The organism is Rothia sp. HMSC075F09, assembly GCF_001810515.1.
Lineage (GTDB): Bacteria > Actinomycetota > Actinomycetes > Actinomycetales > Micrococcaceae > Rothia.
Genome location: NZ_KV801798.1, coordinates 389,028 through 412,401 on the forward strand (window position 1 = coordinate 389,028; position 23,374 = coordinate 412,401).

At 57.4% G+C, this 23,374-nt stretch carries 21 protein-coding genes; 19 read left to right on the forward strand and 2 right to left on the reverse strand.

The annotated features are described in order from the left end of the window. Window positions 1-194 precede the first annotated feature (194 nt). Window positions 195-869, reverse strand: coding sequence for a transcriptional repressor LexA (gene lexA, locus HMPREF2749_RS08965; RefSeq protein WP_005507121.1), 675 nt, complete (start codon window positions 867-869; stop codon window positions 195-197). 839 nt (window positions 870-1,708) lie between these two features. On the opposite strand from lexA, the gene HMPREF2749_RS09170 reads away from it, so the two are divergent. The 3 genes from HMPREF2749_RS09170 (at window position 1,709) to HMPREF2749_RS08980 (ending at window position 4,054) form a co-directional block, all read left to right on the forward strand. Next, window positions 1,709-2,380, forward strand: a complete 672-nt coding sequence (locus tag HMPREF2749_RS09170; protein WP_049350156.1) for a LysM peptidoglycan-binding domain-containing protein — start codon at window positions 1,709-1,711, stop codon at window positions 2,378-2,380. A gap of 118 nt (window positions 2,381-2,498) precedes the next feature. Beyond that, window positions 2,499-3,266: a type 1 glutamine amidotransferase family protein gene (locus tag HMPREF2749_RS08975; RefSeq protein ID WP_080977156.1), complete on the forward strand. Its 768-nt coding sequence runs from the start codon at window positions 2,499-2,501 to the stop codon at window positions 3,264-3,266. Continuing rightward, on the forward strand, window positions 3,266-4,054 hold the full coding sequence (locus HMPREF2749_RS08980) for a HisA/HisF-related TIM barrel protein (protein ID WP_049350157.1): 789 nt from the start codon (window positions 3,266-3,268) through the stop codon (window positions 4,052-4,054). Before HMPREF2749_RS08975 ends, HMPREF2749_RS08980 begins: the two co-directional genes overlap by 1 nt. A 173-nt stretch (window positions 4,055-4,227) precedes the next feature. Here HMPREF2749_RS08980 and HMPREF2749_RS08985 read toward each other — a convergent pair whose 3' ends face one another. Beyond that, window positions 4,228-4,650: a DUF1844 domain-containing protein gene (locus HMPREF2749_RS08985; protein ID WP_070594146.1), complete on the reverse strand. Its 423-nt coding sequence runs from the start codon at window positions 4,648-4,650 to the stop codon at window positions 4,228-4,230. 293 nt (window positions 4,651-4,943) lie between these two features. Here HMPREF2749_RS08985 and infC point away from each other — a divergent pair, with 293 nt between their 5' ends. From infC to tyrS, 16 genes are all read left to right on the forward strand, one after another. Then, window positions 4,944-5,645 (forward strand): translation initiation factor IF-3, encoded by a 702-nt coding sequence (gene infC / locus HMPREF2749_RS08990; RefSeq protein WP_005507875.1) that lies wholly within the window; start codon window positions 4,944-4,946, stop codon window positions 5,643-5,645. 197 nt (window positions 5,646-5,842) lie between these two features. Further along, window positions 5,843-6,037, forward strand: a complete 195-nt coding sequence (gene rpmI / locus HMPREF2749_RS08995) for a 50S ribosomal protein L35 (protein ID WP_004006287.1) — start codon at window positions 5,843-5,845, stop codon at window positions 6,035-6,037. 114 nt (window positions 6,038-6,151) lie between these two features. Next, window positions 6,152-6,532 carry a 50S ribosomal protein L20 gene (rplT, locus tag HMPREF2749_RS09000; RefSeq protein ID WP_005507127.1) on the forward strand — a complete coding sequence of 127 codons (381 nt, stop codon included), beginning with the start codon at window positions 6,152-6,154 and terminating at the stop codon, window positions 6,530-6,532. Between the two features lie 117 nt (window positions 6,533-6,649). Continuing rightward, on the forward strand, window positions 6,650-7,651 hold the full coding sequence (locus HMPREF2749_RS09005) for a TrmH family RNA methyltransferase (protein ID WP_049345356.1): 1,002 nt from the start codon (window positions 6,650-6,652) through the stop codon (window positions 7,649-7,651). A 102-nt stretch (window positions 7,652-7,753) separates the two neighbouring features. After that, window positions 7,754-8,674, forward strand: a complete 921-nt coding sequence (locus HMPREF2749_RS09010; RefSeq protein WP_070594149.1) for a cation diffusion facilitator family transporter — start codon at window positions 7,754-7,756, stop codon at window positions 8,672-8,674. Window positions 8,675-8,692: 18 nt separating this feature from the next. Beyond that, window positions 8,693-9,508 (forward strand): DUF421 domain-containing protein, encoded by an 816-nt coding sequence (locus tag HMPREF2749_RS09015; RefSeq protein ID WP_070594151.1) that lies wholly within the window; start codon window positions 8,693-8,695, stop codon window positions 9,506-9,508. A gap of 16 nt (window positions 9,509-9,524) precedes the next feature. Beyond that, window positions 9,525-10,007: a (deoxy)nucleoside triphosphate pyrophosphohydrolase gene (locus tag HMPREF2749_RS09020; protein WP_070594154.1), complete on the forward strand. Its 483-nt coding sequence runs from the start codon at window positions 9,525-9,527 to the stop codon at window positions 10,005-10,007. 313 nt (window positions 10,008-10,320) lie between these two features. Further along, complete coding sequence (locus HMPREF2749_RS09025; protein WP_049352677.1) at window positions 10,321-10,842, forward strand: hypothetical protein; 522 nt, start codon at window positions 10,321-10,323, stop codon at window positions 10,840-10,842. 238 nt (window positions 10,843-11,080) lie between these two features. Beyond that, entirely contained in the window at window positions 11,081-12,208 is a 1,128-nt protein-coding gene (gene pheS, locus HMPREF2749_RS09030; protein ID WP_070594156.1) for a phenylalanine--tRNA ligase subunit alpha, read from the forward strand. A gap of 3 nt (window positions 12,209-12,211) precedes the next feature. After that, window positions 12,212-14,782, forward strand: a complete 2,571-nt coding sequence (pheT, locus tag HMPREF2749_RS09035) for a phenylalanine--tRNA ligase subunit beta (protein WP_070594158.1) — start codon at window positions 12,212-12,214, stop codon at window positions 14,780-14,782. A 192-nt stretch (window positions 14,783-14,974) separates the two neighbouring features. Continuing rightward, a complete protein-coding gene (locus HMPREF2749_RS09040) occupies window positions 14,975-15,742 on the forward strand; it encodes a hypothetical protein (protein WP_049345348.1) in 768 nt (255 codons plus the stop codon). Between the two features lie 396 nt (window positions 15,743-16,138). Beyond that, entirely contained in the window at window positions 16,139-16,624 is a 486-nt protein-coding gene (locus HMPREF2749_RS09045) for an arginine repressor (RefSeq protein WP_049345349.1), read from the forward strand. A 153-nt stretch (window positions 16,625-16,777) separates the two neighbouring features. Further along, window positions 16,778-18,382 carry an AMP-binding protein gene (locus HMPREF2749_RS09050; protein ID WP_070594160.1) on the forward strand — a complete coding sequence of 535 codons (1,605 nt, stop codon included), beginning with the start codon at window positions 16,778-16,780 and terminating at the stop codon, window positions 18,380-18,382. Window positions 18,383-18,516: 134 nt separating this feature from the next. Further along, entirely contained in the window at window positions 18,517-19,092 is a 576-nt protein-coding gene (locus HMPREF2749_RS09055) for an adenine phosphoribosyltransferase (protein ID WP_070594162.1), read from the forward strand. A gap of 201 nt (window positions 19,093-19,293) precedes the next feature. Continuing rightward, the gene (locus HMPREF2749_RS09060; protein WP_070594163.1) at window positions 19,294-21,588 is read left to right on the forward strand and encodes a HelD family protein; all 2,295 of its coding nucleotides are present in this window, start codon (window positions 19,294-19,296) and stop codon (window positions 21,586-21,588) included. A 166-nt stretch (window positions 21,589-21,754) separates the two neighbouring features. Beyond that, the gene (gene tyrS / locus HMPREF2749_RS09065; RefSeq protein WP_049341763.1) at window positions 21,755-23,059 is read left to right on the forward strand and encodes a tyrosine--tRNA ligase; all 1,305 of its coding nucleotides are present in this window, start codon (window positions 21,755-21,757) and stop codon (window positions 23,057-23,059) included. The last annotated feature ends 315 nt before the right edge of the window (window positions 23,060-23,374 follow it).

Genomic DNA, 23,374 nt, shown 5'->3' on the forward strand with positions numbered 1-23,374 from the left:
GATTTAGACATATAGAAATCACCCCGGTGATACGTGAACGTTTACGTATCACCGGGGTGATTTCTATAGAGAGCTAAAAGCCTCGTAGCTATGTCTTTTAGAGGCTGTGTTGTTTAAAACAGCTTCTTTGAGATGCTGTGGCTGTTTAGAGCCCGCGTCTTTCAGAGACTGCATCTTCTAGAGGCTGTGGTTTTCTAGAGACTACGCAGCACGGAGACGACCTTACCCATGACGGTTGCGCGGTCACCCATAATCGGCTCGTAGTTGGAGTTGCGCGGCATGAGCCAGGTGTGGCCGTCAACCTGACGGAACACCTTTACGGTTGCTTCATCGTCGAGCAGAGCAGCAACGATATCGCCGTTGTCTGCGGTGTGCTGCTCGCGGACAACCACCCAGTCGCCGTCGCAGATTGCGGCGTCAATCATGGAATCGCCCTTGACCTTGAGCATGAAAAGCTTGCCGTTACCGACCAGCTGGCGGGGCAGGGCAAGCACATCCTCCACGGACTGCTCGGCGGTAATGGGGCCGCCCGCTGCAATTCGTCCAACCAGGGGAACGGGTACGAGGTCCTCATCGCCGACTTCGAAGTTCGGCAGCTCGGGCAGGGAAGAGGAAGCGCTACCGTGGATGCCGACGCCGTTCTCATCCAGCACCTCAATGGCGCGGGGGAGCTTGGGGTCGCGGCGAATGTAGCCCATGGTCTCGAGACGGCCGAGCTGGTGAGTGACCGAAGACAGGGACGCAAGACCCACCATGTCACCAATCTGGCGCATGGACGGCGGGTAACCCTTTTGTTCAATCTCGGTGCGGATCGCGTCAAGAATCTTCTGCTGGCGCGCGGTCAGCGCCGGACGGGGTGCTGTTGCCATTTCTTTTCCTTCGGTCTGTGCCCCGATTTCTGTATTCCGGTCTCTGCAGTCTGTTTGAGACACAGTCCGGTCGGGGCACGGATGGGTGCTTCACACGTTTTCCGATGGTGTCCTAAAAATTTTTTGGTTCTGCTGAAATTGGTCTTATCTCGTCAGGGGGTGGAGGAATTCTATCCGTGCCGGAGCGATACGCGGGCAACGAGTATGCGCCTCCGCCCTATAAAACTCAGTCAGCAGCACCTGCATTTAGATACAGAACCAAGCTGTAACGGGTACAGAAACCTGCTGTGAGTAGGACTCATCAGGAGCGTGTGGAACGTCTCTTGACACCAGTGTAGAACACTACACCGAAAAACTCAAACAAATATTCTAGATTTTTTCTTCGAAACTCGAAGAAATTTTTAGTACATCTCTGCTAGACTTTAGAACAAGAGTTCGTATATACTCTTGAATCTCTCCTGGAATTCAGGATTTACGGGTGAATGTTCGAAAAATATTCGAAGATTCAACCCGGAGTCTTTCGGGAGAGGAGAGTGAATGGGTGTTCGAATGTATTCGAATCCTCTGCCTCTCTCTTCGCATGATCTACCTTGGATGCTCTAGGGAGCATCTGGCGAAGAGAGAGCGCAGGGGATGGGGTTCCGGGGTCACCCAGTGCGACCCAGCGCAGCCCGGTGCATCCGACGCTCTGACCTAACTAGGGACTAGCTACCCAATAGTTATCGCCTAACAATCACCACTCCATAGTTATCACTCAACTAGGACCTCCGAGCGGGTATCGCTCGGCATTGCTAGACCCGCGGGGCAACCCCGGGGCGAGCTGAGAGAAAGGAACCACAATGACTACTGCAGCACCTATTGCTTCTCGTGGCACTTCTGCACACCTTCCGGCAGGTTTGGTGGTACTTCACCCCGCCCGCACTGCGTCCGCCAGCACCGTGTCGGCCCGCACCATGCAGGGGCGTTCTCGTGTGCCTGCGTCTTCGCAGTCTGTTCGCTCTTCTCGTGCGGCTCATGCGCCTCGCCCCGCTCAGGTGGGTCAGCCTACTCGTGTTCCCGCCGCTTCTGCCCCTGCTGGCTCTATTCAGGCACCGGTTCGCTCTGTAGCTTCTGGCGCGCAGACTGCTTCTGATGCGCAGACCCCTAGCGTGAAGAGTGTTCTTCTGGCTAAGGGCGGCGAGTTTCTGCGCGCGGTTCCCGCTTCTATTCGTCGTCTTGGTACTGTGCGCGGTTTCCTGAAGGGGCTGCCTCTGCTGACTTTGGCGGCGCTGATTGTGCTCGGTGCTATTAGCTTCTTTGGCCCGGCGGCTTCTGCTTCTGTGGAGAACGCTTCGGTGACTCGAACCGTCGTTGTGGTCAAGCATGGCGAGACCCTGTGGGATATTGCTCAGGCGGTGGATCCGCAGGGTGACACCCGTGATACTGTGGTTCGTATTATGGAGTTGAACTCGTTGACCAGCACCTCTGTTGATGCCGGTCAGCGTCTGGAAATTCCTCAGACTCAGCGCTAAGCATGGACACGTACGTGGTTGGCTTCTGCATGAGGTTGATGTCTTGACTCCGAACCCGCTATCTCTCAAGCTGAGCGCTTGAGTCGAATTCTTGAGCCTATGAAATAGGAGCGCACCGATGCCTGTTCCCGCTGAACCCACACCCGCTGCAACCACACCCGTCGAAACTGAATCTGTACAGACCACTCAGCCCGCTCGTCCCGTGGTTGCCGTTTTGGGGGAACCCGGAACTCGTGGTCCTCTGGTGAAGCTTCTTCAGGATGCGGGGGCGGACGTTATCGTGACCGCTGTGCCCGACCAGTTGCGTGAAGCTGACGGCATGGTGGTGACCGGCGGTGTGAGCTCTCTCGAGGCGTACGAAGACCTGAAAGCTAAGGACGCTGAGCGCGTGATTGGTCGCCGTGTTGCTGGCGGTCGTCCGGTGCTGGTTGCCGGTGCGGCGTTGAGCTGCCTCTTCGACTCGGTGACGGTGGAGCATCCGCAGATGGGGCAGGTTCAGGTGCAGTGCATGGGGGAGTGGCCCGGTGAGAGCGTGGAGCTTTCTGCCCGAGACCTGGCGCCCGGTGCTTCTGCCCTGCGTTCTTCCTCCGATAGTACGTTGCTCAAGGATCTTGAGGGTGAGGCTCACTTCAAATCTGAGCACGGCGTTTTTGAGTGGGCTTTTGATCAGAGCATTGAATATATTGCCCCTCCGGCGGTGACGTGGACTGTCACCGAGCCCGCCTATATCGCGGCGGTTGAGAACGGTCCGCTGACGGCGGTGCAGTTCTGCCCGGTGGGATCTGGTGAGCTGGGTGCGGAGTTTATGCGCCGCTGGGTTGCATCCCTGGCGGCGACCGGTCGCCTGTCTTCTGGTGACTCCGCTACTGCTGCGGGAGGTAACTAATGTCTGCACCCGTTCTTGAACTTCTGCCCGCCGTTGATATTTCTGAAGGCTACGCGGTGCGCCCGGTGGGTGGCACCCTGTCCGGTGGTGAGCAGCGCCTCGACCCCGTTGAGGCGGCTCTGACCTGGGTGAAGGCTGGTGCTCGCTGGATTCACCTGGTTGACCTTGATTTGGCGTTTGGTCGTGGCACGAATACTGAGGTTCTGGCTGAGGTGGTTGCCGCTGTCCGCGCCGAGAATGCCTGGATGACCGGCTCCGCTCCGGTTCGTGTTCAGGTCAGTGGCGGTGTGCGTAATGCTGAGAGTCTGGAGCGCGCCCTGAGCCTGAATCCGGACCGCGTGAACGTGACTAGTGCGGCTCTGGCGGATTCTTCCTGGCTTGAAGGTGTTCTGGCTCATTATGCCGATTCTGATCTTCTGGCTCTTGGCCTCGATGCCCGTTATAACCCCGAGCGGGGCTGGGTGACGGTGGCTCGCGGTACCGATTGGTCGGGGCCTGATTTGGCGGAGGCGCTGGCGTGGCTGGAGAGCGCGGGTGTGCGCCGCTATATCGTCACGGATGTGAGTAAGGACGGTTCTCTGGCGGGCCCGGGTGCGGAGCTGCTGGATGAGGTGCTGGCTCAGACTGCCTGTCGGGTGGTGGCGTCCGGTGGTGTGGCGTCGCTGGCTGATCTTGTGAAGCTGCGTTCTATGGTGCCTTATGGTTTGGAGGGCGTGGTGCTTGGCAAGGCGCTGTATGTGGGTAACTTTAGTTTTGAACAGGCTCTTGAGGTCGCTGGCTCCCGCTAAAGCTACCGCTCTGCTTTAGCCCGCGTAGATTTCTTATCCGCATAGGTTTTATATATGACGAAGCCCCGTCTTCCTCAATACGAGGGATGCGGGGCTTCGTGATGGCATACACCAGATATGGCTTAGTAGGCCTGCTGGTTTAGCGCACGTCCTGGCTTAGTACACCAGTTGGTTTAGTACACCGGGCCGGTGAGCTTTTCGCCGGGGCCCTTGCCGGGTTCGTCCGGGAAGGGGGATGCTTCGCGGAATGCGAGCTGCAGGGTGCGCAGGCCGTCGCGCAGGGGTGCTGCGTGCTGGGAGCCGATTTCGGGTGCTGCGGCGGTGACGAGGCCTGCCAGTGCGGTGATGAGCTTGCGTGCTTCGTCGAGGTCCTTGAGGTCGTCGGCGTTTTCTTCGGCTGCGAGGCCGCACTTGACGGCTGCGGCGCTCATCATGTGGATGGCTGCGGAGCTGATGATTTCGATGGCGGGTACGTCTGCGATGTCGCGCAGCTGTTCGTTGACGGCTTCGACCTGCTCTTCGGTGAGTTCGGTGTGGCCGTGTACGGGGGTTTCTTCTTCCGCGGTGAAGCGGAAACTCGTGTTTTCAGTGCTCATAGTCCTAGAATCTCATATTTCGTTTGTTTCGGTAAATGCGTCCTTAAGAGTGGGCGCTTCTGTGGACTTTCTGGGGGAGTCCCCGCAATTTTTATGGTGTTTTGCGTCTATTTCCTTGCGTCTATCGGGGATTCTGCGGTATGGTTGTAGGCAGTTTGCAAGTGGAGCATGCCTCCCACCCGGTTGACCGCCGCAGGCGTTAGTTTGCGAGTTTTGAGGTGAACGGGTTCGTACGCTACTTTCGGCGTACGCTGGTTTGTGCCTCCGCTTGTGTAACTGCGGGGGCTTTTTTAGTGCCCGCAACGGATAGTATTCACGGGGAAACCCACAGAGCACAGGAGCTAGTCATTAGCGAACCACGCATTAACGATCGTATCCGCGTTCCCGAGGTCCGTCTTGTCGGTCCCGGTGGCGAGCAGGTAGGCGTTGTCCCTCTGAAGGACGCTCTGCGTCTGGCTGAGGACGCCGAACTCGACCTGGTCGAGGTTGCCCCGAACGCGAAGCCGCCCGTGTGCAAGCTCATGGATTACGGTAAGTACAAGTACGAAGCCGCAATCAAGGCTCGTGAATCCCGCAAGAAGCAGGCTAATGCCGTTCTGAAGGAGATCCGTTTCCGCCTGAAGATTGATACCCACGACTACGAAACCAAGGTTGGACACGCTCGTCGTTTCCTTTCCGGTGGTGACAAGGTCAAGGCAATGATTCAGTTCCGTGGTCGTGAGCAGCAGCGCCCCGAGATGGGTGTGCGTCTGCTGGAGCGTCTGGCGGCTGAGCTGGCTGAGGTGAGCACCGTCGAGTCTCGCCCCCGTCAGGATGGCCGCAACATGGTGATGGTTCTGGCTCCGCTTCGCGGTAAGGCAGAGGCTCGCCGTGAGCAGGGCGCCGGCGGTCGCAAGGGTCGCGAGCGTATTGACACGACCAAGGCGAAGCCCGTAACTAATTCTCTGGCAGACGCTATGCCTGCCGAGTTGAAGGCACAGGCTTCCGCCGAGTAGGGAACCGGGTCGTCACTTTAGGATGGGCACGCGCCTCCACCGTTGGGTGGGTGTTGCGGGTTCACCCGGTGCCGGTTCCGAGGCACCTCGTTGGGGGTGCCTCACCTTTGGTCCTTGGGGCTGATGCGTGTATCGCTCAACCCCACTAAGCTACCCCGCCGTTGTGGCGGGGGATGAATGTAAGGAGAACGGCAGCTATGCCGAAGCAGAAGACCCACTCTGGTGCTAAGAAGCGCTTCAAGCTCACCGGTAGCGGCAAGGTTAAGCGCCAGCAGGCGAACCGTCGCCACTACCTGGAGCACAAGTCCTCTCGTCTGACCCGTCGTCTGGCTTCTGACCAGATCGTTACCGGCGGCCAGGCAAAGGTTGTCAAGAAGATGCTGGGTAAGTAAGCAACGCTTACTCTCTGCACCTGGCGCACCGATAGTGGTGCGCACTGATTAAAGACTCGCTCCTGTTCAGCGTGATATGTGAGCTGTTCAGGACATAAGACGAAGGAGACACACGTGGCACGTGTGAAGCGCGCGGTTAACGCGCACAAGAAGCGCCGTACTATTCTCGATCGTGCATCCGGCTACCGCGGTCAGCGTTCTCGCCTGTACCGTAAGGCTAAGGAGCAGGTCACTCACTCGCTGGTTTACAGCTACGACCACCGTCGTAAGAAGAAGGGTGACTTCCGTCGCCTGTGGATTCAGCGTATCAACGCTGCTTCCCGCGCACAGGGCCTGACCTACAACCGCTTCATCCAGGGCCTGAAGGCTGCTGGTGTTGAGGTTGACCGCCGTATGCTGGCTGAGCTGGCTGTTAACGAGCCCGCTGCCTTCAACGCACTGGTTGAGATTGCTAAGAACAACCTGCCCGAGGACACCTCGGCTCCCAAGGCTTAATTAGCCTAGGTTGTGTTCTTACCTCGAAGATCTAGGTTCGGGGTAGGATACTTAAGCGTCATGAGCGGCCGTCTGCACTTTTGAGTGTGGGCGGCCGCTTTCTGCGTATCCGAGGTTGTGCGTGTGGCTGTTCTGCGTTTTGGGGTGTGCCTTTGCCTGTACCCTTTAAGAGTGAACTTTTTTGAACGTATTAGTACCCCCGTTGTGATGTCCAATCCGCAGGCAGATCGTGTGCGCGATATTGCGAAGCTGCGTACCCGCGCTGCCCGCACGAAGAAGGGCCAGTTCCTGGTGGAAGGCCCGCAGGCTGTGCGTGAGGCATTGAAGGCGCACCTGAAGAGCCCCATCCTGGACGCTGTGTATGTCACGGAGGCGGCTTTTGACCGTCATGAGGATATTGCAGAGCTGCTGGAGCAGGTGTACGGCACCCCCACCCCGGAGGAGGGCCGCCGCGTCTTTATGCGTGTGGTGACCGATGAGGTGCTGGAGGCGATGGCTGATTCGGTGAGCCCGCAGGGTATTATTGCGGTTTCCTTTATGGTGGATGCGTCGTTCTCGTTGCTGTGGGGCGAGGGCGCATTGAACCCGAAGTTGATTGCTGTGCTGTCTCGTGTGCAGGATCCGGGTAATGCGGGCACTATTCTTCGCGTGGCTGATGCGGCCGGTGCTGACCTGGTGATTACGACTAAGGGTTCGGTGGATTTGTATAACCCGAAGACGGTGCGTTCTACCGCGGGTTCGCTGTTCCATGTGCCGATCATTCAGGGCGTGCAGCTGGAGGATTTCGCGGAGGATGTGAAGTCTCAGGGTACTGCTGTGCTGGCTGCTGACGGCTATGGTGCGGTGAATCTGCAGGAGCTGAGTGAGTACACCGCGGCTCGTCGTGCCGGTGTGGAGGCGAGTGCTCCTTCCGGCGTGAAGGGTAATTTTGATCTTTCTAAGCCGACGATGTGGCTTTTCGGGAATGAGGCGCAGGGCTTGAACGCTGAGGAGAAGGCAGCCGCTACGATGCGCGTGGCTGTTCCTGTCTATGGTTCGGCTGAGTCTTTGAATGTGGGTACGGCTGCTGCTGTGTGCCTGTATGCTTCGGCGATGGCTCAGCGTGGCGTGTCCCGCTAGTTTCTCGCTAGATTTTGGGCGGTTCACGGCTGTGGTACAGCGGTGGGCCGCTTTAGCATCATAGGTTTTAGAGTTTTAATTTAGGGCTGAGAAAGGGAAATCATGTCTGCTCCTTCTGGTCATTCGGGTTCGGGCGCGATTATTGCCGCGCTGGGCGCGAACCTGGGTATTGCGGTGCTGAAGTTTTTGGCTTTTGCGCTGACTCGTTCTTCGTCGATGCTGGCGGAGGCTATTCACTCGGTGGCTGACTCCGGTAATCAGCTTCTGTTGCTGCTGGGCGGTCGTGCTTCGCAGAAGCAGGCTGATGAGGAGCACCCGTTTGGTTATGGCCGTAACCGCTATATTTACGCGTTTATTGTTTCGATTATTATCTTCGCGCTGGGTGGTTTGTTCGCCCTGTATGAGGGTTATGAGAAGCTGCATGACCCGCACGGTATTACTGAGTGGCAGTGGGTTCCGGTGGCTGTTCTGGTGGGTTCGATCCTGCTGGAGGGTAACTCGTTCCGCGTTGCTGTGAAGGAGTCGCGTGAGCTGAAGGGCAAGCAGAGCTGGATGCGTTTCTTGCGTACTTCGAAGAACCCGGAGCTTCCGGTGCTTCTGCTGGAGGATGCGGGCGCGCTGCTGGGTCTGATTTTTGCGCTCTTTGGTGTGGGGCTGACTCTGCTGACTGGTAATGGTCTGTGGGATGCTTTCGGCACCCTGGCTATTGGTATTCTGCTGGTCTTTATTGCCGTGTTCCTTGCGGTGGAGATGAAGTCGCTGATTCTAGGTGAGGCGGCATCCCCGGAGGATTTGGCGAAGATTCGTGCGGCGATTGAGGATGGCGATAGCGAGCGCATTATCCACATTAAGACTGTGCACCTGGGTCCTGAGGAGATTCTGGTGGCGGCAAAGATTCGTATTCATGATGCTGACACTGGTCGTGCGGTAGCTGATGAGATTGACGCGGCTGAGGTTCGTATTCGCGAGGCTGTTCCTGCGGCACGCATCATTTATTTGGAGCCGGATATTTTCCGGGCTTAGTTCTAGGAGATTTTTGTTATGACCGTTGAGATGATCGTTGATGGTTTGCTAAAGATTTTCGTTGGCCTGATCATTCTTTTGGTGTACCTGCGTCTGACTCACCGTTCTCAGGCGGGGCACCAGACCCCGATTGATACCATCGGTAACTTTGTCATCGGTGGTGTGTTCGGTGGCGTGTTGTACAGCAAGCAGATTAGCCTGTTCTACTTTGTCATCTACATGGTGTTTACGCTGTGCATGATTCAGCTGCTGAACGTGGCGACCACGAAGATTCGTTTTCTGCATATGGCGGTGCGTGAGCAGCGCGTGCCGGTCATTACGGATGGTGATATCGATATTAAGAGCTTCCAGCAGGCAGATGTGGTTCTTGATCCGATGCGCCTGATTGCTGACCTTCGTGCGCAGGGTATTTACGACCTGGAAGACATTGAGTTCGCTCAGATTGAACCGAACGGTGCGCTGAGCGTGATCCGTAAGGGTGACGGTGTGCCGAACTTTGCTCTGATTGTGAAGGGTACCTTGGTCACTCGCGATATCGCGGATGCGCACAAGACCGAGGATTGGGTGTACCTGCAGTTGCGTGCGGCTGAGGTCGAACTTGAGGATGTCTTCCTCATGGAGTTCAAGAACGGTAACCGCCTGCTCATTCTGCTGAATGACGGCACTACTATTCGCCGTGAGGTGGCAGAAGCCTCGAATATGAATGATGAGGAAGAAGAATGGCAGGAAGGCGTGGAGGAAGCTCCTGAGCCTGAGGATACTGGGGATGCCGAGAAGGAAGTATCGGAGCACGCTGCTGAGGATGCGCATCCGATGAAGGATTCTAAAGCGTAGAAGAAGGTAGAGAAAGATGAGTGAAGTGTCGCCCTCGTTTGAGGTTCAGGTGGTTGGCGCCGCCGTGGTTGATTCTTTGGTGGCTCCGACCCGTATGCTGGTGGCTCAGCGTTCTGAGCCGCAGACTGTTGCCGGTATGTGGGAGTTCCCTGGCGGTAAGGTCGAGCCGGGGGAGAGCTGCGAGCAGGCGCTGGTGCGTGAGCTGAAGGAGGAGCTGGGCGTGCAGGCGCGTTTGGGTGCTGAGGTGCCCGGTGCGTACCCGCAGGGCTGGCGTCTGAGCGAGCGTCTGGCGATGCGCGTGTTCTTTGCGGAGATTCTTTCGGGTACTCCGGATACTTTGGAAGATCACAGCGCGCTGCGGTGGATGCCGCTGCCGAAGTCTAAGGATGACGCACAGGCGTACGATGATTTGCTGGGTTTGCCGTGGATTCCGGCGGATTTGCCGATTGTTGTGGCTCTTCTGCAGCAGCTGCAGGACACTGGCACTGGTGAGGCGTAGACCCAAGGTATGACCTAATGCTCTGCGCTAGTTCGTTGCGAGGCTAATTCGCCGTTGTGTGACACATTCGCGGCGGTAACAGGATAAATTTTCTCTATCTTTTGTGACACTGTTTGAAGGCGGGATTCCCTGTGGGGAGTCCCGCCTTTATTCATATTTTGAGGGGGATTTATGCGCCGTGTAATCCTGACTTGTGTGTTTGTTGGGGAGGGGATTTTGTCATATATGGGTTCGACACGGATACATACTTTGGAAACCAATCGGTAGGCGGGTAGTATTGAGGGAGAAATCACATACGTATTGGGAGACAATGATGACTGCTCAACCCCCGTTTGATCCGGGTGCCTACCGCTCCGACGCGGTTCCCTCGGACACTCAAGCTATTTATATTCAGGAAGGCGGCGCTGAGCCGCGCGGAATTCTGTTCCACTCGCCGACCAAGCACCCGAAGATTCTGCGTCTGCAGGAGATTATGATTGTCTCCGCGCTGCTCTGCTTGATCCACGGTGTTATTTCCTCGTTCGCACCGGATAACCTGTCCCCGCTGAAGGGTCTGCCGGAGGTCGGCGTTGCAGGCGGTATCGGCCTGCTGGTTGTTTCTGCGGTTGTGTACATCTGGGTCTACTTCACGATTCAGAAGGGCAAGCGTCTGGGCCTGACTGTCGGTCTGATTTTTGCGATTCTGGGTGCGTTCGTGGCGATTCTGTCTCTGATTGGTAATGTCATTGACGCTCAGCGCTACGGCTTCGTGCCCCTGTACGCGGCATGGTTCATTGCGAACGTGCTGTGGATTCGTGCTTCTTTTGACCCGGCTGTGAAGCAGGCTCTGAAGTAGAAGTACCCTCTTCAACCCTGTTGTTGAAAAGATATACTCTAGAACGCCCGGATGGACTATCCGGGCGTTCTGCTGTTTACGTTTCCTTCTCTGGTCTAAAATGGATAGGATATGCGCCCGTCGCCTTCCCCCCTGTTCCGCACCCGGTGTGGGCAGCCGGGGGAGAGCTGACGGTGCTACCTAAGGTGTATAACGAGCCAGCCGGTATAGTGCCGGTGGTATGCAGAGAAGAGTGACAATGACCGATTCCGTGCAGGAACACGAGGGTCTTAACGGCCCGGCTCAGGTTCTCGCCCGCATTGCGCAGGTTCTGGAGGAGAACCCCGAGAACGGTTTGGACGCTATCCGTGAGGCTTTTGAGGCTGAGCGTGAGCGCGCCCGCCAGGAGATTCGCGAGAAGGCTAAGGACTTTGACAGCCTCAAGGAGGTGCGCCTGAGCTTCTTCGGTGAGAAGGGCATCATGAGCATCGCTAACCGCCAGATGCGTGATCTTCAGAACCAGCACAAGGGCCCGGTGGGTAAGCTGATGGGGCAGGCTCGTGCAGCCCTGACTGAGGCTATTGAGGCTCGTACCGCTGAGCTGGAGGCTGAGCGTGAGGCTCGCATCCTGGCTGAGGAAGCTGTGGACGTTTCTGCTGCTTCGCCTCGCCGTTCCCTGGGCGGCCGCCACCCGATTGCTCTGATGCAGGAGCGCCTGACCGACATTTTCGTCGGTATGGGTTGGGAAGTTGCTGACGGCCCGGAGCTGGAGTCTGAGTGGTACAACTTTGACGCTCTGAACATTAAGCCGGATCACCCGGCACGCGAAATGCAGGACACTTTCTACGTTGAGCCGAAGAACGCTCACCTGCTGCTGCGCACTCACACGTCGCCGGTGCAGATGCGCTCGCTGCTTTCGCGTGATTTGCCGCTGTACATTGTGTGCCCGGGCCAGGTGTACCGCACCGATGAGCTGGACGCGACCCACACCCCGGTCTTCCACCAGATTGAGGGCCTTGCCGTGGATAAGGGCCTGACCATGGCTGACCTGAAGGGCACCCTGGAGTACATGGCACGCGCCATGTTCGGTGAGGACGCTAAGATCCGCCTGCGCCCGAACTTCTTCCCGTTCACTGAGCCTTCCGCTGAGCTGGATTTGTGGCACCCGAACGCTAAGGGCGGCCCGCAGTGGATTGAGTGGGGCGGCTGCGGCATGGTGAACCCCAACGTTCTGCGTGCTGCGGGTATTGATCCTGAGGAATACTCGGGCTTCGCTTTTGGTATGGGTATTGAACGTACCCTCATGTTCCGTAACAACGTCGCTGACATGCATGACATGGTTGAAGGCGACATCCGTTTCTCTGAGCAGTTCGGGATGGAGATCTAAATTATGCGTGTACCCCTGTCATGGCTGCGCGAGTTCGTGCCTGTAGCCGAGGATGCTTCGGCTGAAGATTTGATGGCAACCCTGGTGAAGGTTGGCCTGGAAGAAGAAGACGTTCACCGCCCCTCTGATGAGCTGTCTGGCCCGATTGTGGTTGGTCAGGTGCTCTCTATGGAGCCGGAGACCCACTCGAACGGCAAGACCGTGAACTGGTGCCAGGTGCGTGTGGTTCCGGAGGGTCAGGAGCAGACTCTGACCGGTAAGGGCATTGAGCCTTCCGGTGTTCAGGGCATTATTTGTGGTGCCCACAATTTCGTACCCGGCGACAAGGTTGTTGTGACCCTGCCCGGCGCTGTTCTGCCCGGTGGTTTCGCGATTACCGCTCGTAAGACCTATGGCCACAAGTCGGCTGGCATGATTGCCTCGACTCGTGAGCTGGGTATTGGTGATGATCACGGTGGCATTCTGGTGCTTTCGACTCTGGGCCTGGACCCGGAGCTTGGCACCGATGCGATGGAGCTGCTGGGCCTGTACGATCAGGCTGCCGAGGTGAACGTGACCCCGGACCGCGGTTACGCGTTCTCTCTGCGCGGTATTGCTCGCGAGTGGTGCCACGCTACCGGTTCTTCTTTCGAGGATTTTGTGCTGGCGTACGGCGAGCGCGCCCCGGAGGCAAACGACGCCGGTCACCCGGTTGTTCTGCGTGATGACGCCCCGATTCACGGTAACCCGGGTTGCGTGCGTTTCGTGATGCGTGAGGTTTCGGGTGTGAAGGCGGATGCGCCGGTCCCGACCTGGATGTCTTCGCGTCTGCGTCTGGCGGGTGTGCGCTCGCTGTCGCTGCCGGTGGATATTTCGAACTACGTGATGCTGGAGACCGGCCAGCCGCTGCACTTCTACGATGCTGACAAGGTTCAGGGCGAGATTGTGGTGCGCCGCGCCGCTGCTGGCGAGAAGCTGGTGACCCTGGATGGTGTGGAGCGTACTCTGCACCCCGAGGACATCGTTATTGCTGATGATTCGGGCGTGATTGGTCTTGCCGGTGTGATGGGTGGCGCCTCCACTGAGGTGACCGATTCGACCACCCGCATTCTGGTTGAGGCTGCTCGTTTTGATGAGGTGTCGGTGGCTCGTACTGCTCGCCGTCACAAGCTGATTTCTGAGGCGTCGAAGCGTTTTGAGCGTGGCGTTGATCCGCAGATTCAGGCAGCGGCTGCTCAGCGTGCGGTTGAGCTGCTGGTTGAGCTGGCTGGTGCTCAGGTTGAGCCGGGCGTTACTGACGTATCGCTGGGCTACGAGCCGGTCGTGATTGATCTGCCCGGTGATTACACTGCCGGTCGTATCGGCGTGGATTACTCGCCGGAGCAGATTGAGTCGTGCCTGCGTGAGATTGGTTGCTCGGTGGAGCGTACCGAGTCCGGTTACGCTGTGACCGTTCCGTCGTGGCGTACCGACCTGCGCGCGAAGGAGGACCTGACCGAGGAAATCGCACGTATTGACGGTTACGAGAACATCCCCTCGACTCTGCCGGTGGCTCCTGCGGGTCGCGGTTACACTCCGGAGCAGGCGGGTAAGCGTCGTGCGCTGAACGCGCTGGCGGCTTCGGGTCTGACTGAGGTTTTCGCGTACCCCTTCGTGTCGGCTGATGCGAACAACCTGTGGTCGGCTCCGTGGGTGAGCACCCCTGAGAACCCGGTGACTGAGGTTCCTTCGGTTCGCCTGGAGAACCCGATTTCTTCGGCTGAGGGCTGGATGCGCCGTTCGCTGCTGCCGGGCCTGGTTGAGGTTCTGAAGCGTAACCTGTCTCGTGGTTTCAAGAACCTGGCTATTTTTGAGGCGGGTCACGTGTTCATTCCGGGTGAGCAGCTGGGTTCGGAGTCTATTCCGCCGCTGGGTGCTCGTCCTTCGGATGAGGTTCTGGCTGATCTGAACGCCGGTATTCCGCAGCAGCCCACTTTCGTTGCTGGTCTGTTTGCAGGTACTGAGCACGAGGCGATGCCGGGTGCCGCTCCGCGCGCTTACGATTGGCGTGATGCTCTGGACGCTGTGCGTCTGGTGGCTGCCGCTGTTTCGGCTGAGATTCAGGTCCGTAACGGTGTGCACACTGCGTTCCACCCGGGCCGTGTGGCTGAGGTTCTGAATGCTGCCGGTGAGCGTGTTGGTTTCGCTGGCGAGCTGCACCCGAAGCTGCTGCAGGAGCTGAACCTGCCTGAGCGCACCTGCGCGTTTGAGCTGGATTTCTCGGCGCTGTTTGCTGGTCGTGTTGAGGCGCGTCAGGCTACTCCGGTGCTGACTTTCCCGGCTGCTACTCAGGATGTGGCGCTTCTGGTGGACCGCGATCTGCCTGCTTCTGAGGTGGAGCGTGTTCTGCGTGAGGGCGCTGGCGAGCTGCTGGAGGACATCCGCGTCTTTGATGATTACCGCGGTGTCGGTATTGATGAGTCGAAGAAGTCTTTGGCGTTTGCTCTGCGTTTCCGCGCGCCGGATCGTACGCTGACTGCTGATGAGGCATCGGCTGCTCGTGAGGCTGCTGTGGCTGCGACTGTTGAGCAGCTGGGTGCGGAACCGCGTGTCTAACCGGGTCTAACCCTAAGGCGTAATGCCTAGTGCTGACGGGGTGGGAGTTGTTGGCTCCCACCCCGTAGCTTTTGGCGTTGCGTGGTGGGTTTACCTGTTGGGTTGGTTTATGAAGCGTTGATAAGCGCTTTCAGTGGTGAACTCATGTGGTTATGGGTACCCTAGAAGATAGATGAAGTGAGGGAGAGAGTAATGGCTAATCGAGAGAACTCGCGCGAACAGGATGAGCTGTCGCAGTCTACTGAGGTCGAAGAAACCTACTTTGAGGATTCTGAGTACGAGGATTCTGAATATGAGGAGTACGACGAGTACGAGGATTACGACGATGAGGAAGAGAACTCCTCCCTTTTCGCGATGAGTGAGGAAGAGCTGGATGACCGCCCGGGCGTAAACTGGCTGTCGGTTCTTTCTGCTGCTGTCGCGGTTATTCTTTCCATTGTTTTGGCTATTGCGGGTGTCCGTGCTTTTGCGTCGGTGAATAATAACGCCGAGTATGCCGGTAAGAGCTGGGTCATTCAGGGCACCTACCAGGATTTGACTCCTGACCTGATTACGAAGGGCAATGTTGCTCGTTATAAGGGCAACTTGCCGGCTGATGACGCGCTGAACGGTAAGACGTATGTGTCGAACCTGAAGGATAAGTATCAAGTGACTTCGGGTGCTCCGATTGAGTTCCGTGGTTCGCAGACTGGTGACGTTCCTTCGGAGTTCCCGCGTGAGGTAGACGGCCTGTTGGTGGAGAAGGGCGGCACTCTTGAGGTCGTCTACACCGCCGAGAAGGGCACGTTGAAGCCTGTGACTGAGGACAGCGTGAACGCCGAGCGTTTTGCCGGTATCGCAAGTATTGTTGGTGCGGTGCTGGTGCTTCTGCTGGGTCTGGGTTTTGCTGTGTGGCTGAACCGCCGTTCGCGCGATGTCGAGTATGAGGACCTGGATGGTCTGGTGGAGGATGAGCGCTAGGCGTTCTGAGTCCTGAGGATTCACCTCGAAGTTTTGTTGAAGGAGCCTGTTTCTGGCGCACATGATGTTGCTGGAGGCGGGCTCCTTTTTCGCGCTCGCCTACCGGAAAGTCTCTTGACCGGCGCAACGCGCCAGCCCACAATGTTCTTGCACGCTATGCATTCATTGTGAGGTTATGCGCCCGAATGTGTAGATACACGCTACATTCGCGGCATTTTGCGTGACAGTTGGTGAGATAAACCCTGAAATTTCCCCCATATCTTGGAATAATCCATATTTGGTGCGCATATTTATGTGCATATGTATTATCTTGGGTAGTAAAGAATGTCGCGCTGCGCCACCGTTGGGCAGCTCCGTTCTGAATTCGTGATTGGCACCGTAGGAAGAAGAGATATTATGCCTTTCCCCTCGACCAAGATCGCGCGTCAGGCACGCATCGTTGAATTGCTGCAGACCCGACGTGTCCGCTCCCAGGCTGAACTGGCGCAGTACCTGGCCGATGATGGTATGAAGGTTACTCAGGCGACCCTTTCCCGTGATCTTGTTGAAATTGGCGCTGAGCGCATCCGTGATGAAGGCGCTGGCTTGATTTATGCTGTGCCGAATTATCCTGCTCGTCGTGGCGGCGGTACTGCACCTGATGCCCGTATGATTTCCCTGTTTAAGGAACTGCTGATTACCGCTGAGGGTTCGGCAAATATTACGGTTCTGCGTACTCCTCCGGGTGCTGCGCAGTTCTTGGCGTCGTCTATTGATCAGGGCGGTCTTGAAGCGATTATGGGCACTATTGCCGGTGACGATACGGTAATAGTGATTACTCGTGACCCCAATGGTGGGGCTGCGCTTGCCGAGAGCTTCTTGGATTGGTCTGCTGCTCAGTAGTAGCTGGGGCGTATCTTGCGCTGTTCTTCTGATATTTCGGGGGGAGCGGTTGAAGGTACGCCCTTCTGCTGTCTTCGGGTTCTTTGCCGGGCTTCTAGCTCGTCTTCTCCTTTTCTAGATATACCGATTTTTCTGTGGTGAGAGTTTTCTATCATGTCTGAAATACACGATTCAGCGAACAATATTGCCTACCTTTTGGCTGAGGCTGCTTCTGGTTCGGGGGCTAAGACAGCTTTGGCGATTCCGGCTTCTGACTCTGCTGATATGCAGGTGGTGAGCTACGCGCAGTTGGCGTCTGCGGCCGCGCAGGTTCAGCGTCATGTGGCGGCGCTCGGTGTTGAGCGTGGTGACCGCGTGGCGTTGTCTATGCCGAACGTGGCGTTGATGCCGGCGCTGTATTACGGCATTGTGGCTGCGGGCGCGATTTGTGTTCCGTTGAATCCGCTGTTGTCGGGTGCTGAGCTGGAGTATCATCTGCGCGATAGCGGGGCGAAGGTGCTTTTTGCGTTTGCGGGTACTCGTCTGGCGTCGGAGGCAACCTCGACGGTGCCGGTGAAGAACGGTTCGGTTCGTTGCGAGATTTTCACCGGGGGAGAGAGCTCGCCGGTGGCTCCTTTTGATGCGCCTGCCGATAGCGCGCTGTCGGATGCGGATCCGTCGGATGCTGTTCTGGAGCCTGTCCCGGTGGCGGCGAGCGACCCGGCGATTATTCTCTACACGTCGGGTACGACGGGCAAACCTAAGGGTGCGACGCTGACCCACGCGAATATCCTCTCGAATGCTCGTAGCTGCGTGAGCGTTTTTGGGTTTACCGCTGAGGACGTCATTTTTGGTGGCCTTCCGCTGTTCCACGCGTTCGGTCAGACGGTGTCGATGAACGCGGCGTTTGCGGCGTCGGCTACGGTGGCTTTGCTGCCGCGTTTTACCCCTGATGGTGCGCTGAATCTGATTGAGAGTGCTGGGGTGTCGGTGTTGGCTGCGGTCCCGAGCATGTATGTGTCGTTAGCGGCGGCGCTGGAGGCTGAGCCTGAGCGTGCGCGCTCGCTGCGTGGTCGCATCCGTTTCGGCATTTCGGGTGGTTCGCCGTTGCCTGCGCCGGTGCATTCTGCGTTGAAAACGCTGATTGAGTGCCCGGTGTATGAGGGCTACGGTTTGAGTGAGACGTCGCCGGTGGTTTCGTTTAACCAGGCGGAGTTTGGCATGGTGCTCGGTTCGGTGGGTCGTGTGCTGCCGGGTGTGCAGGTGCAGGTCCGTTGCCCGCAAGGTTCCGAGTGCGCGCCGGGTGTGAGCGGTCAGCTGTGGGTGCGCGGTGAGAACGTAATGGCTGGCTACTGGAATAATCCGGCGGCTACTGCTGAGGTTTTTGACGGCGAATGGTTTGCGACCGGCGATGTTGCTCGTGTTGATGAGCAGGGCAATATTTTTATTGTGGATCGTATTAAAGACATGGTTCTGCGTAACGGCTATTCGGTGTATCCGCGTGAGATTGAGGATGTTCTCTATACCCATGAGCATGTGCAGTCGGTAGCGGTATTGGGTGTGCCGGATGAGCGCGTGGGCGAGGAGGTTGTCGCCGTGGTGATGCCGCGTCCGGGTGCTGATGAGGGTGTGTTGCATGCGGAGTTGAATGCGTTGGCGCGTACTCGTTTGGCGGCGTATAAGTATCCTCGCCGCTACGTGATGGTGGAGAGCATGCCGCTGGGGCCGACCGGCAAGATTCTTAAGCGTGACTTGCGGGTTGTGATTCAGAGAGGCTAATCCCGGCAGATGGTTCTTGTCGCTCATCTGAGGACAAGCGCGGGTGAAGAGGGTAGAATTTTGTAGGCGGCTTCTACCGCGTTATTGTTCCCGGGTAATTTTTCCGGGGCTATCCCCTTCACGAAAGAGAGAGCATGAGCGTTCCCGCTTCTGAGGCTTCGCGAACCCCTATTGAGCAGTTGATTCCGACTGCTTGCGCTACGATTCCGAATTACCCGCATGAGGGTATCCTCTTTTACGATGTGACCACTCTCTTCGCTGATGCTGAGGTGTTCAAGGCGTGCATTGATGAGCTGGCTGCTCGTTTTGATGGTCAGTTTGATGTGGTGGCTGGTGTTGAGGCTCGCGGTTTCTTGCTGGCTTCTGCGCTCGCGTACGCTACGGGCACTGGCATTATGACGGTTCGTAAGGCGGGTAAGCTTCCGCGTGAGACGTACCGTGAGGAGTATGCGCTGGAGTACGGTAGCGCCGCGATCGAGATTCACTGTAGTGATTTCGCGCCGGGCACCCGTGTTCTTCTGCTGGATGATCTGCTGGCGACTGGCGGTACTCTGGTGGCTGCCGCGAAGCTGGTGGAGCGCGCGAACCTGAAGGTTGCCGGCGTTGGTGCTCTTCTGGAGCTGGATGGTCTGGGCGGTCGTGAGGCGCTGGACGGTTACCGTCTTGAGACGCTGAGCTTGGTGTCTGAGTACCCGCTGCCGTCGAAGTAGTTTTATAGAGTTTGAGGCTTACCGCCCTTTGGGTGTGTAGCTGATAGTGATGAGGGGTGCCCTGCCGGTTGAGCCGGTGGGGCACTTTTCTGTGGGGGTAATATTTCTACCCTTCGGAGCCTGTCCTGTAAAATAGTGACCCGTATTTTTGGGTGCCTGTCGCGCCCTGTCTTTGAGACACCATAGGTTTAAGGAGCTTACGTGTCATCTGAATCTTTACCCCAGCAGTCTGCTGATTCTTCGGCGGCTGAGAAGCTGTTTGCTGAGCAGATGGCTGCGGAGCGTGAGTATGTTGCTCGCGTATATGCCCGTCTGGATGAGCTCCGTGAGGAGACGGCTGAGAAGCTGGCTGCTGTGCGTAAGAATCAGGCGGTGGGCGGTCATCAGAACCGTTCGGAGCGTGACTCTTTTGCTACCCACTATGAGGATCGTTTGGCGCAGCTGAATGCTGTGGATTCTCGTCTGACCTTTGGACGCCTGGATATGGACCGTGAGGGTGCTGATGCGGTGCGCTATATCGGTCGTATCGGTATTACGGATAGTAATCAGCAGCGTCTGCTGATGGATTGGCGTGCCCCGGAGGCGGGTACGTTCTATCAGGCAACTGCTTTCCACTCGATGGGTGTGCGACGCCGCCGTCACCTGATGCTTGAGGGCCGCACCGTCGTAAATATTGAGGATGAGGTCTTCGATTCGGAGATGCTGCAGGATGAGGACACTCTCCACGGTGAGGGTGCTCTGTTGGCGGCGTTGAATAAGAAGCGTACCGGCCGCATGGGTGATATTGTGGCGACGATTCAGGCTGAGCAGGATGCGATTATCCGCTCGGAGCTGCCGGGTGTGCGTGTTGTGCAGGGTGGTCCCGGTACCGGTAAGACTGCTGTGGCTCTGCATCGTGCGGCGTACCTGCTGTACACGAACCGTGAGCGCCTGTCGAAGGCTGGCGTGCTGGTGGTTGGTCCGTCGAATTCGTTCATGTGGTATATCGAGCGTGTGCTTCCGTCGCTGGGTGAGACCGGCGTGGTGATGGCTTCGTTGGCGACCCTGTACCCGGGTCTGCGTGCTGTGCCTGAGAAGGACCGTGCGGTTGCCGCGTTGAAGGGCGATTTGCGCATGGTGAAGGTTATTAAGCGTGCGGTGGCGGCTCGTCAGAAGGTGCCGGCTCAGGTTCAGCGTCTGAATGTTGAGGGTACTGATGTTGAGCTGACTCCGGAGATGGTTCGTTCGGCTCGTTCTCGTGCTCGTTCGACGGGCAAGCCGCATAATGAGGCTCGTGAGACGTTCGTGAAGATTCTGTTGAAGGAGCTGACCGCGAAGCTGGATGATCAGCTGAACCGTGCGGCGGGTCGTGTGGTGGAGCGTCCGTATCTGCAGGATGATGTGCGTGCTTCGATGGATGTGCGCCGTGCCTTGAACCTGGCGTGGATGCCGCTGTCGCCTGAGACTCTGTTGCGCTCGCTGTTCTCGAAGCCGCACTATCTGGAGTCTGCGACTCGTGAGTTGTCGAAGGCTGAGCGTGAGCTGCTGGCTCGCCCGGCGGATGCCCCCTTCACGGAGGCTGATGTTCCTCTGCTGGATGAGGCTGCTGAGCTTTTGGGTGATTTTTCGAAGGTGACCGGTGCGGCTGCTGCGGCTCGTGCTGCGGCGGAGCATCGTGCGAACCTTGAGAATGCGGCGAAGGCGCTGGAGAATGTTCACCAGTCGCTGGAGGATATTGGCGCTGATGGCGTGATTACTCCTGAGCAGATTGCGATGATGAATGAGGTTCGTGGCGAGCGTATGACTGCTGCGGCTGCGGCGTCGGCTGATCGTACGTGGGCGTATGGCCATATTGTGGTGGATGAGGCTCAGGAGCTCTCGCCCATGCAGTGGCGTCTGCTGATGCGTCGTTGCCCGATGAAGTCGTTCACGATTGTGGGCGATATTGCTCAGGCTTCTTCTGCTGCGGCTGCTTCCTCGTGGTCGCAGGCGTTGGAGCCGTTTGTGGGTGAGCGCTTCACTCTGGAGGAGCTGACGATTAATTACCGTACTCCGGCGCAGATTGCTGAGGCGGCGGTGTCGGTTGCGCAGGCTGCTGGCTATGAGGTGTCTGCGCCTCGTGCGGTGCGTGAGGGCCAGTGGCCTCCGCAGGTGCATGAGGTTGCCGCCGAGTCTGTTGTGGAGCAGACCGTGTCCGTGGTCAGTGAGGAGGTCGCTCATTCGGGTGGTGCTCTGATTGGTGTGGTGTGCCCGCCGAGCCTGTATGTTCAGACGGCTCAGGCTGTGGCTCGTGCTCATGCTGATCGTACGGGTACCGCGCAGACTGCGTTGGAGAATCAGGTGCTGGTTCTGACTCCGTGGGAAGCGAAGGGCCTGGAGTTTGATGTTGTGGTGATTGTTGAGCCGCAGCAGCTGATCGATGATGCTGGTGGTGCTGTGGGCGACTTGTACGTGTCGATGACTCGTCCGACTCAGCGCCTGCACATGGTGGGTTCGCGGATGCCCGCGGGCCTGTAGCCTTCATAGCTCTGTAGCCTCTTTCTGTTATTTCTTTGGGCTGGTGCCGTAGCGGTTTGGGCGCTCGCTTGGGTTTTTCTGAGCGTTTGGGCTGGTGCGGTGCTAGGCTTGTTACATATTTTGTTCGAGCGCCTTCGGGCGTTGTTACCTTGTGAATGGGAGAAGCATGTCTGCCGAGATCCTCAACGCGCAGCATAATGACGATACCTTCGAGAATATTTGGCAGGAACTGAAGTGGCGCGGCCTGGTGCACGTGAGCACTGATGAGGCTGCTCTGGAGAAGGCGCTGAGCGAGGAGAGTCTGACTTTCTATACGGGTTATGATCCGACTGCGGCTTCTTTGCACCTGGGTCACCTGGTGCAGCTGCTGGTGATGCGTCGTCTGCAGCTTGCCGGTCACAAGCCGCTGGGTCTGGTGGGTGGTTTCACCGGTTTGATTGGTGATCCGCGTCAGACTTCTGAGCGTGTGCTGAACTCTCCTGAGGTTGTTGCTGAGTGGGTTAAGTCTCTGCGCGCTCAGATTGAGCGTTTCCTGTCGTTCGAGGGTGAGAACGCTGCCCGTATGGTGAATAACCTGGACTGGAGCGGTCAGATGTCTGCTCTGCAGCTGCTGCGCGATGTTGGTAAGCATTTCCGCGTGGGCACCATGGTAAAGAAGGAGATTGTTGCGAAGCGCCTGAACTCTGATGAGGGCATTTCGTACACCGAGTTCTCGTACCAGATTCTGCAGGGCCTGGACTTCTTGGAGCTGAACCGTCGTTTCGGTTGTACTCTGCAGACCGGTGGTTCTGATCAGTGGGGTAACCTGACGAGCGGTACCGAGCTGATTCGTAAGGTGGAGGGTAAGAGCGTTCACGCTATTGGTACTCCGCTGATTACTAACTCTGATGGCACTAAGTTCGGTAAGAGCGAGGGTAACGCTATTTGGCTGAACCCGCAGATGTGCTCGCCCTACGCTTTCTACCAGTTCTGGCTGAACACTGCGGATGCGGATGTGGTGGATCGCCTGAAGGTCTTTACTTTCTTGACTCGTGCTGAGATTGCTGAGTTTGCTGAGAAGGTTGAGAAGGAGCCGTTTAAGCGTGAGGCTCAGAAGACTCTGGCGTACCTGGTGACTTCGCTGGTTCACGGTACTGAGGCTACCGATCAGGCTGTGGCTGCTTCGGAGGCTCTGTTCGGTAAGGGCGATTTCGCTGCTCTAGATGAGGCTACCTTGGAGTCTGTGATTGCTGAGCTTCCTTCGGCGAAGCTGTCTGAGGACCGTCTGGACATGATTTCTGTTCTGACTGAGCTGGGCTTTGCGAAGTCTAACTCTGAGGCTCGTCGCATTCTGAAGGAGGGCGGCGCTTCGGTGAACGGCGTGAAGGTTCAGGGCGAGGACGCAGCTATTTCTAAGGATGATTTGCTACACGGTCGTTTTGCGATGGTTCGCCGTGGCAAGAAGAACCAGGGTGCTGTAGAGCTGGTCTAATACAGAGCTGATTTAGTCTTCTCGATACATATAGATGGGGAGGGGTTCTTCTCTACTGAAGTATTCATTACTGAATGTTCGGTGGGGGAGTGCCCCTCCTTTTCTGGTCCCTATATACATTTCCTATACACACAGAGCCCCTCCGTCAGGAGGGGCTCTTCTTGTATCGTTCTGCTGCCCTCTGGCTCTGGGTTTTCTTGGTTTGTCTTTGTTGGCGAGGGCTTTAGGCACCGTTCGACCCTGTTTTGGGGCTCCCGAGAGGGGAATTCGCAGATTTTTAAGGTTTTTGGAAGTTTTTTAAAGATTTTTTAGCAC

Bases quoted from the DNA above. Each gene is read 5' to 3' on its own strand.
- HMPREF2749_RS09010 (WP_070594149.1), top strand. From the start codon at position 7,754: ATGTCTGCTCCTTCTGGTCATTCGGGTTCGGGCGCGATTATTGCCGCG.
- pheT (WP_070594158.1), top strand. From the start codon at position 12,212: ATGCGTGTACCCCTGTCATGGCTGCGCGAGTTCGTGCCTGTAGCCGAG.
- rpmI (WP_004006287.1), top strand. From the start codon at position 5,843: ATGCCGAAGCAGAAGACCCACTCTGGTGCTAAGAAGCGCTTCAAGCTC.
- HMPREF2749_RS09025 (WP_049352677.1), top strand. From the start codon at position 10,321: ATGACTGCTCAACCCCCGTTTGATCCGGGTGCCTACCGCTCCGACGCG.
- HMPREF2749_RS08985 (WP_070594146.1), bottom strand. From the start codon at position 4,650: ATGAGCACTGAAAACACGAGTTTCCGCTTCACCGCGGAAGAAGAAACC.
- HMPREF2749_RS09020 (WP_070594154.1), top strand. From the start codon at position 9,525: ATGAGTGAAGTGTCGCCCTCGTTTGAGGTTCAGGTGGTTGGCGCCGCC.
- tyrS (WP_049341763.1), top strand. From the start codon at position 21,755: ATGTCTGCCGAGATCCTCAACGCGCAGCATAATGACGATACCTTCGAG.
- HMPREF2749_RS09015 (WP_070594151.1), top strand. From the start codon at position 8,693: ATGACCGTTGAGATGATCGTTGATGGTTTGCTAAAGATTTTCGTTGGC.
- HMPREF2749_RS09050 (WP_070594160.1), top strand. From the start codon at position 16,778: ATGTCTGAAATACACGATTCAGCGAACAATATTGCCTACCTTTTGGCT.
- HMPREF2749_RS08975 (WP_080977156.1), top strand. From the start codon at position 2,499: ATGCCTGTTCCCGCTGAACCCACACCCGCTGCAACCACACCCGTCGAA.
- HMPREF2749_RS09040 (WP_049345348.1), top strand. From the start codon at position 14,975: ATGGCTAATCGAGAGAACTCGCGCGAACAGGATGAGCTGTCGCAGTCT.
- HMPREF2749_RS09045 (WP_049345349.1), top strand. From the start codon at position 16,139: ATGCCTTTCCCCTCGACCAAGATCGCGCGTCAGGCACGCATCGTTGAA.
- lexA (WP_005507121.1), bottom strand. From the start codon at position 869: ATGGCAACAGCACCCCGTCCGGCGCTGACCGCGCGCCAGCAGAAGATT.
- HMPREF2749_RS09055 (WP_070594162.1), top strand. From the start codon at position 18,517: ATGAGCGTTCCCGCTTCTGAGGCTTCGCGAACCCCTATTGAGCAGTTG.
- HMPREF2749_RS08980 (WP_049350157.1), top strand. From the start codon at position 3,266: ATGTCTGCACCCGTTCTTGAACTTCTGCCCGCCGTTGATATTTCTGAA.
- HMPREF2749_RS09170 (WP_049350156.1), top strand. From the start codon at position 1,709: ATGACTACTGCAGCACCTATTGCTTCTCGTGGCACTTCTGCACACCTT.
- pheS (WP_070594156.1), top strand. From the start codon at position 11,081: ATGACCGATTCCGTGCAGGAACACGAGGGTCTTAACGGCCCGGCTCAG.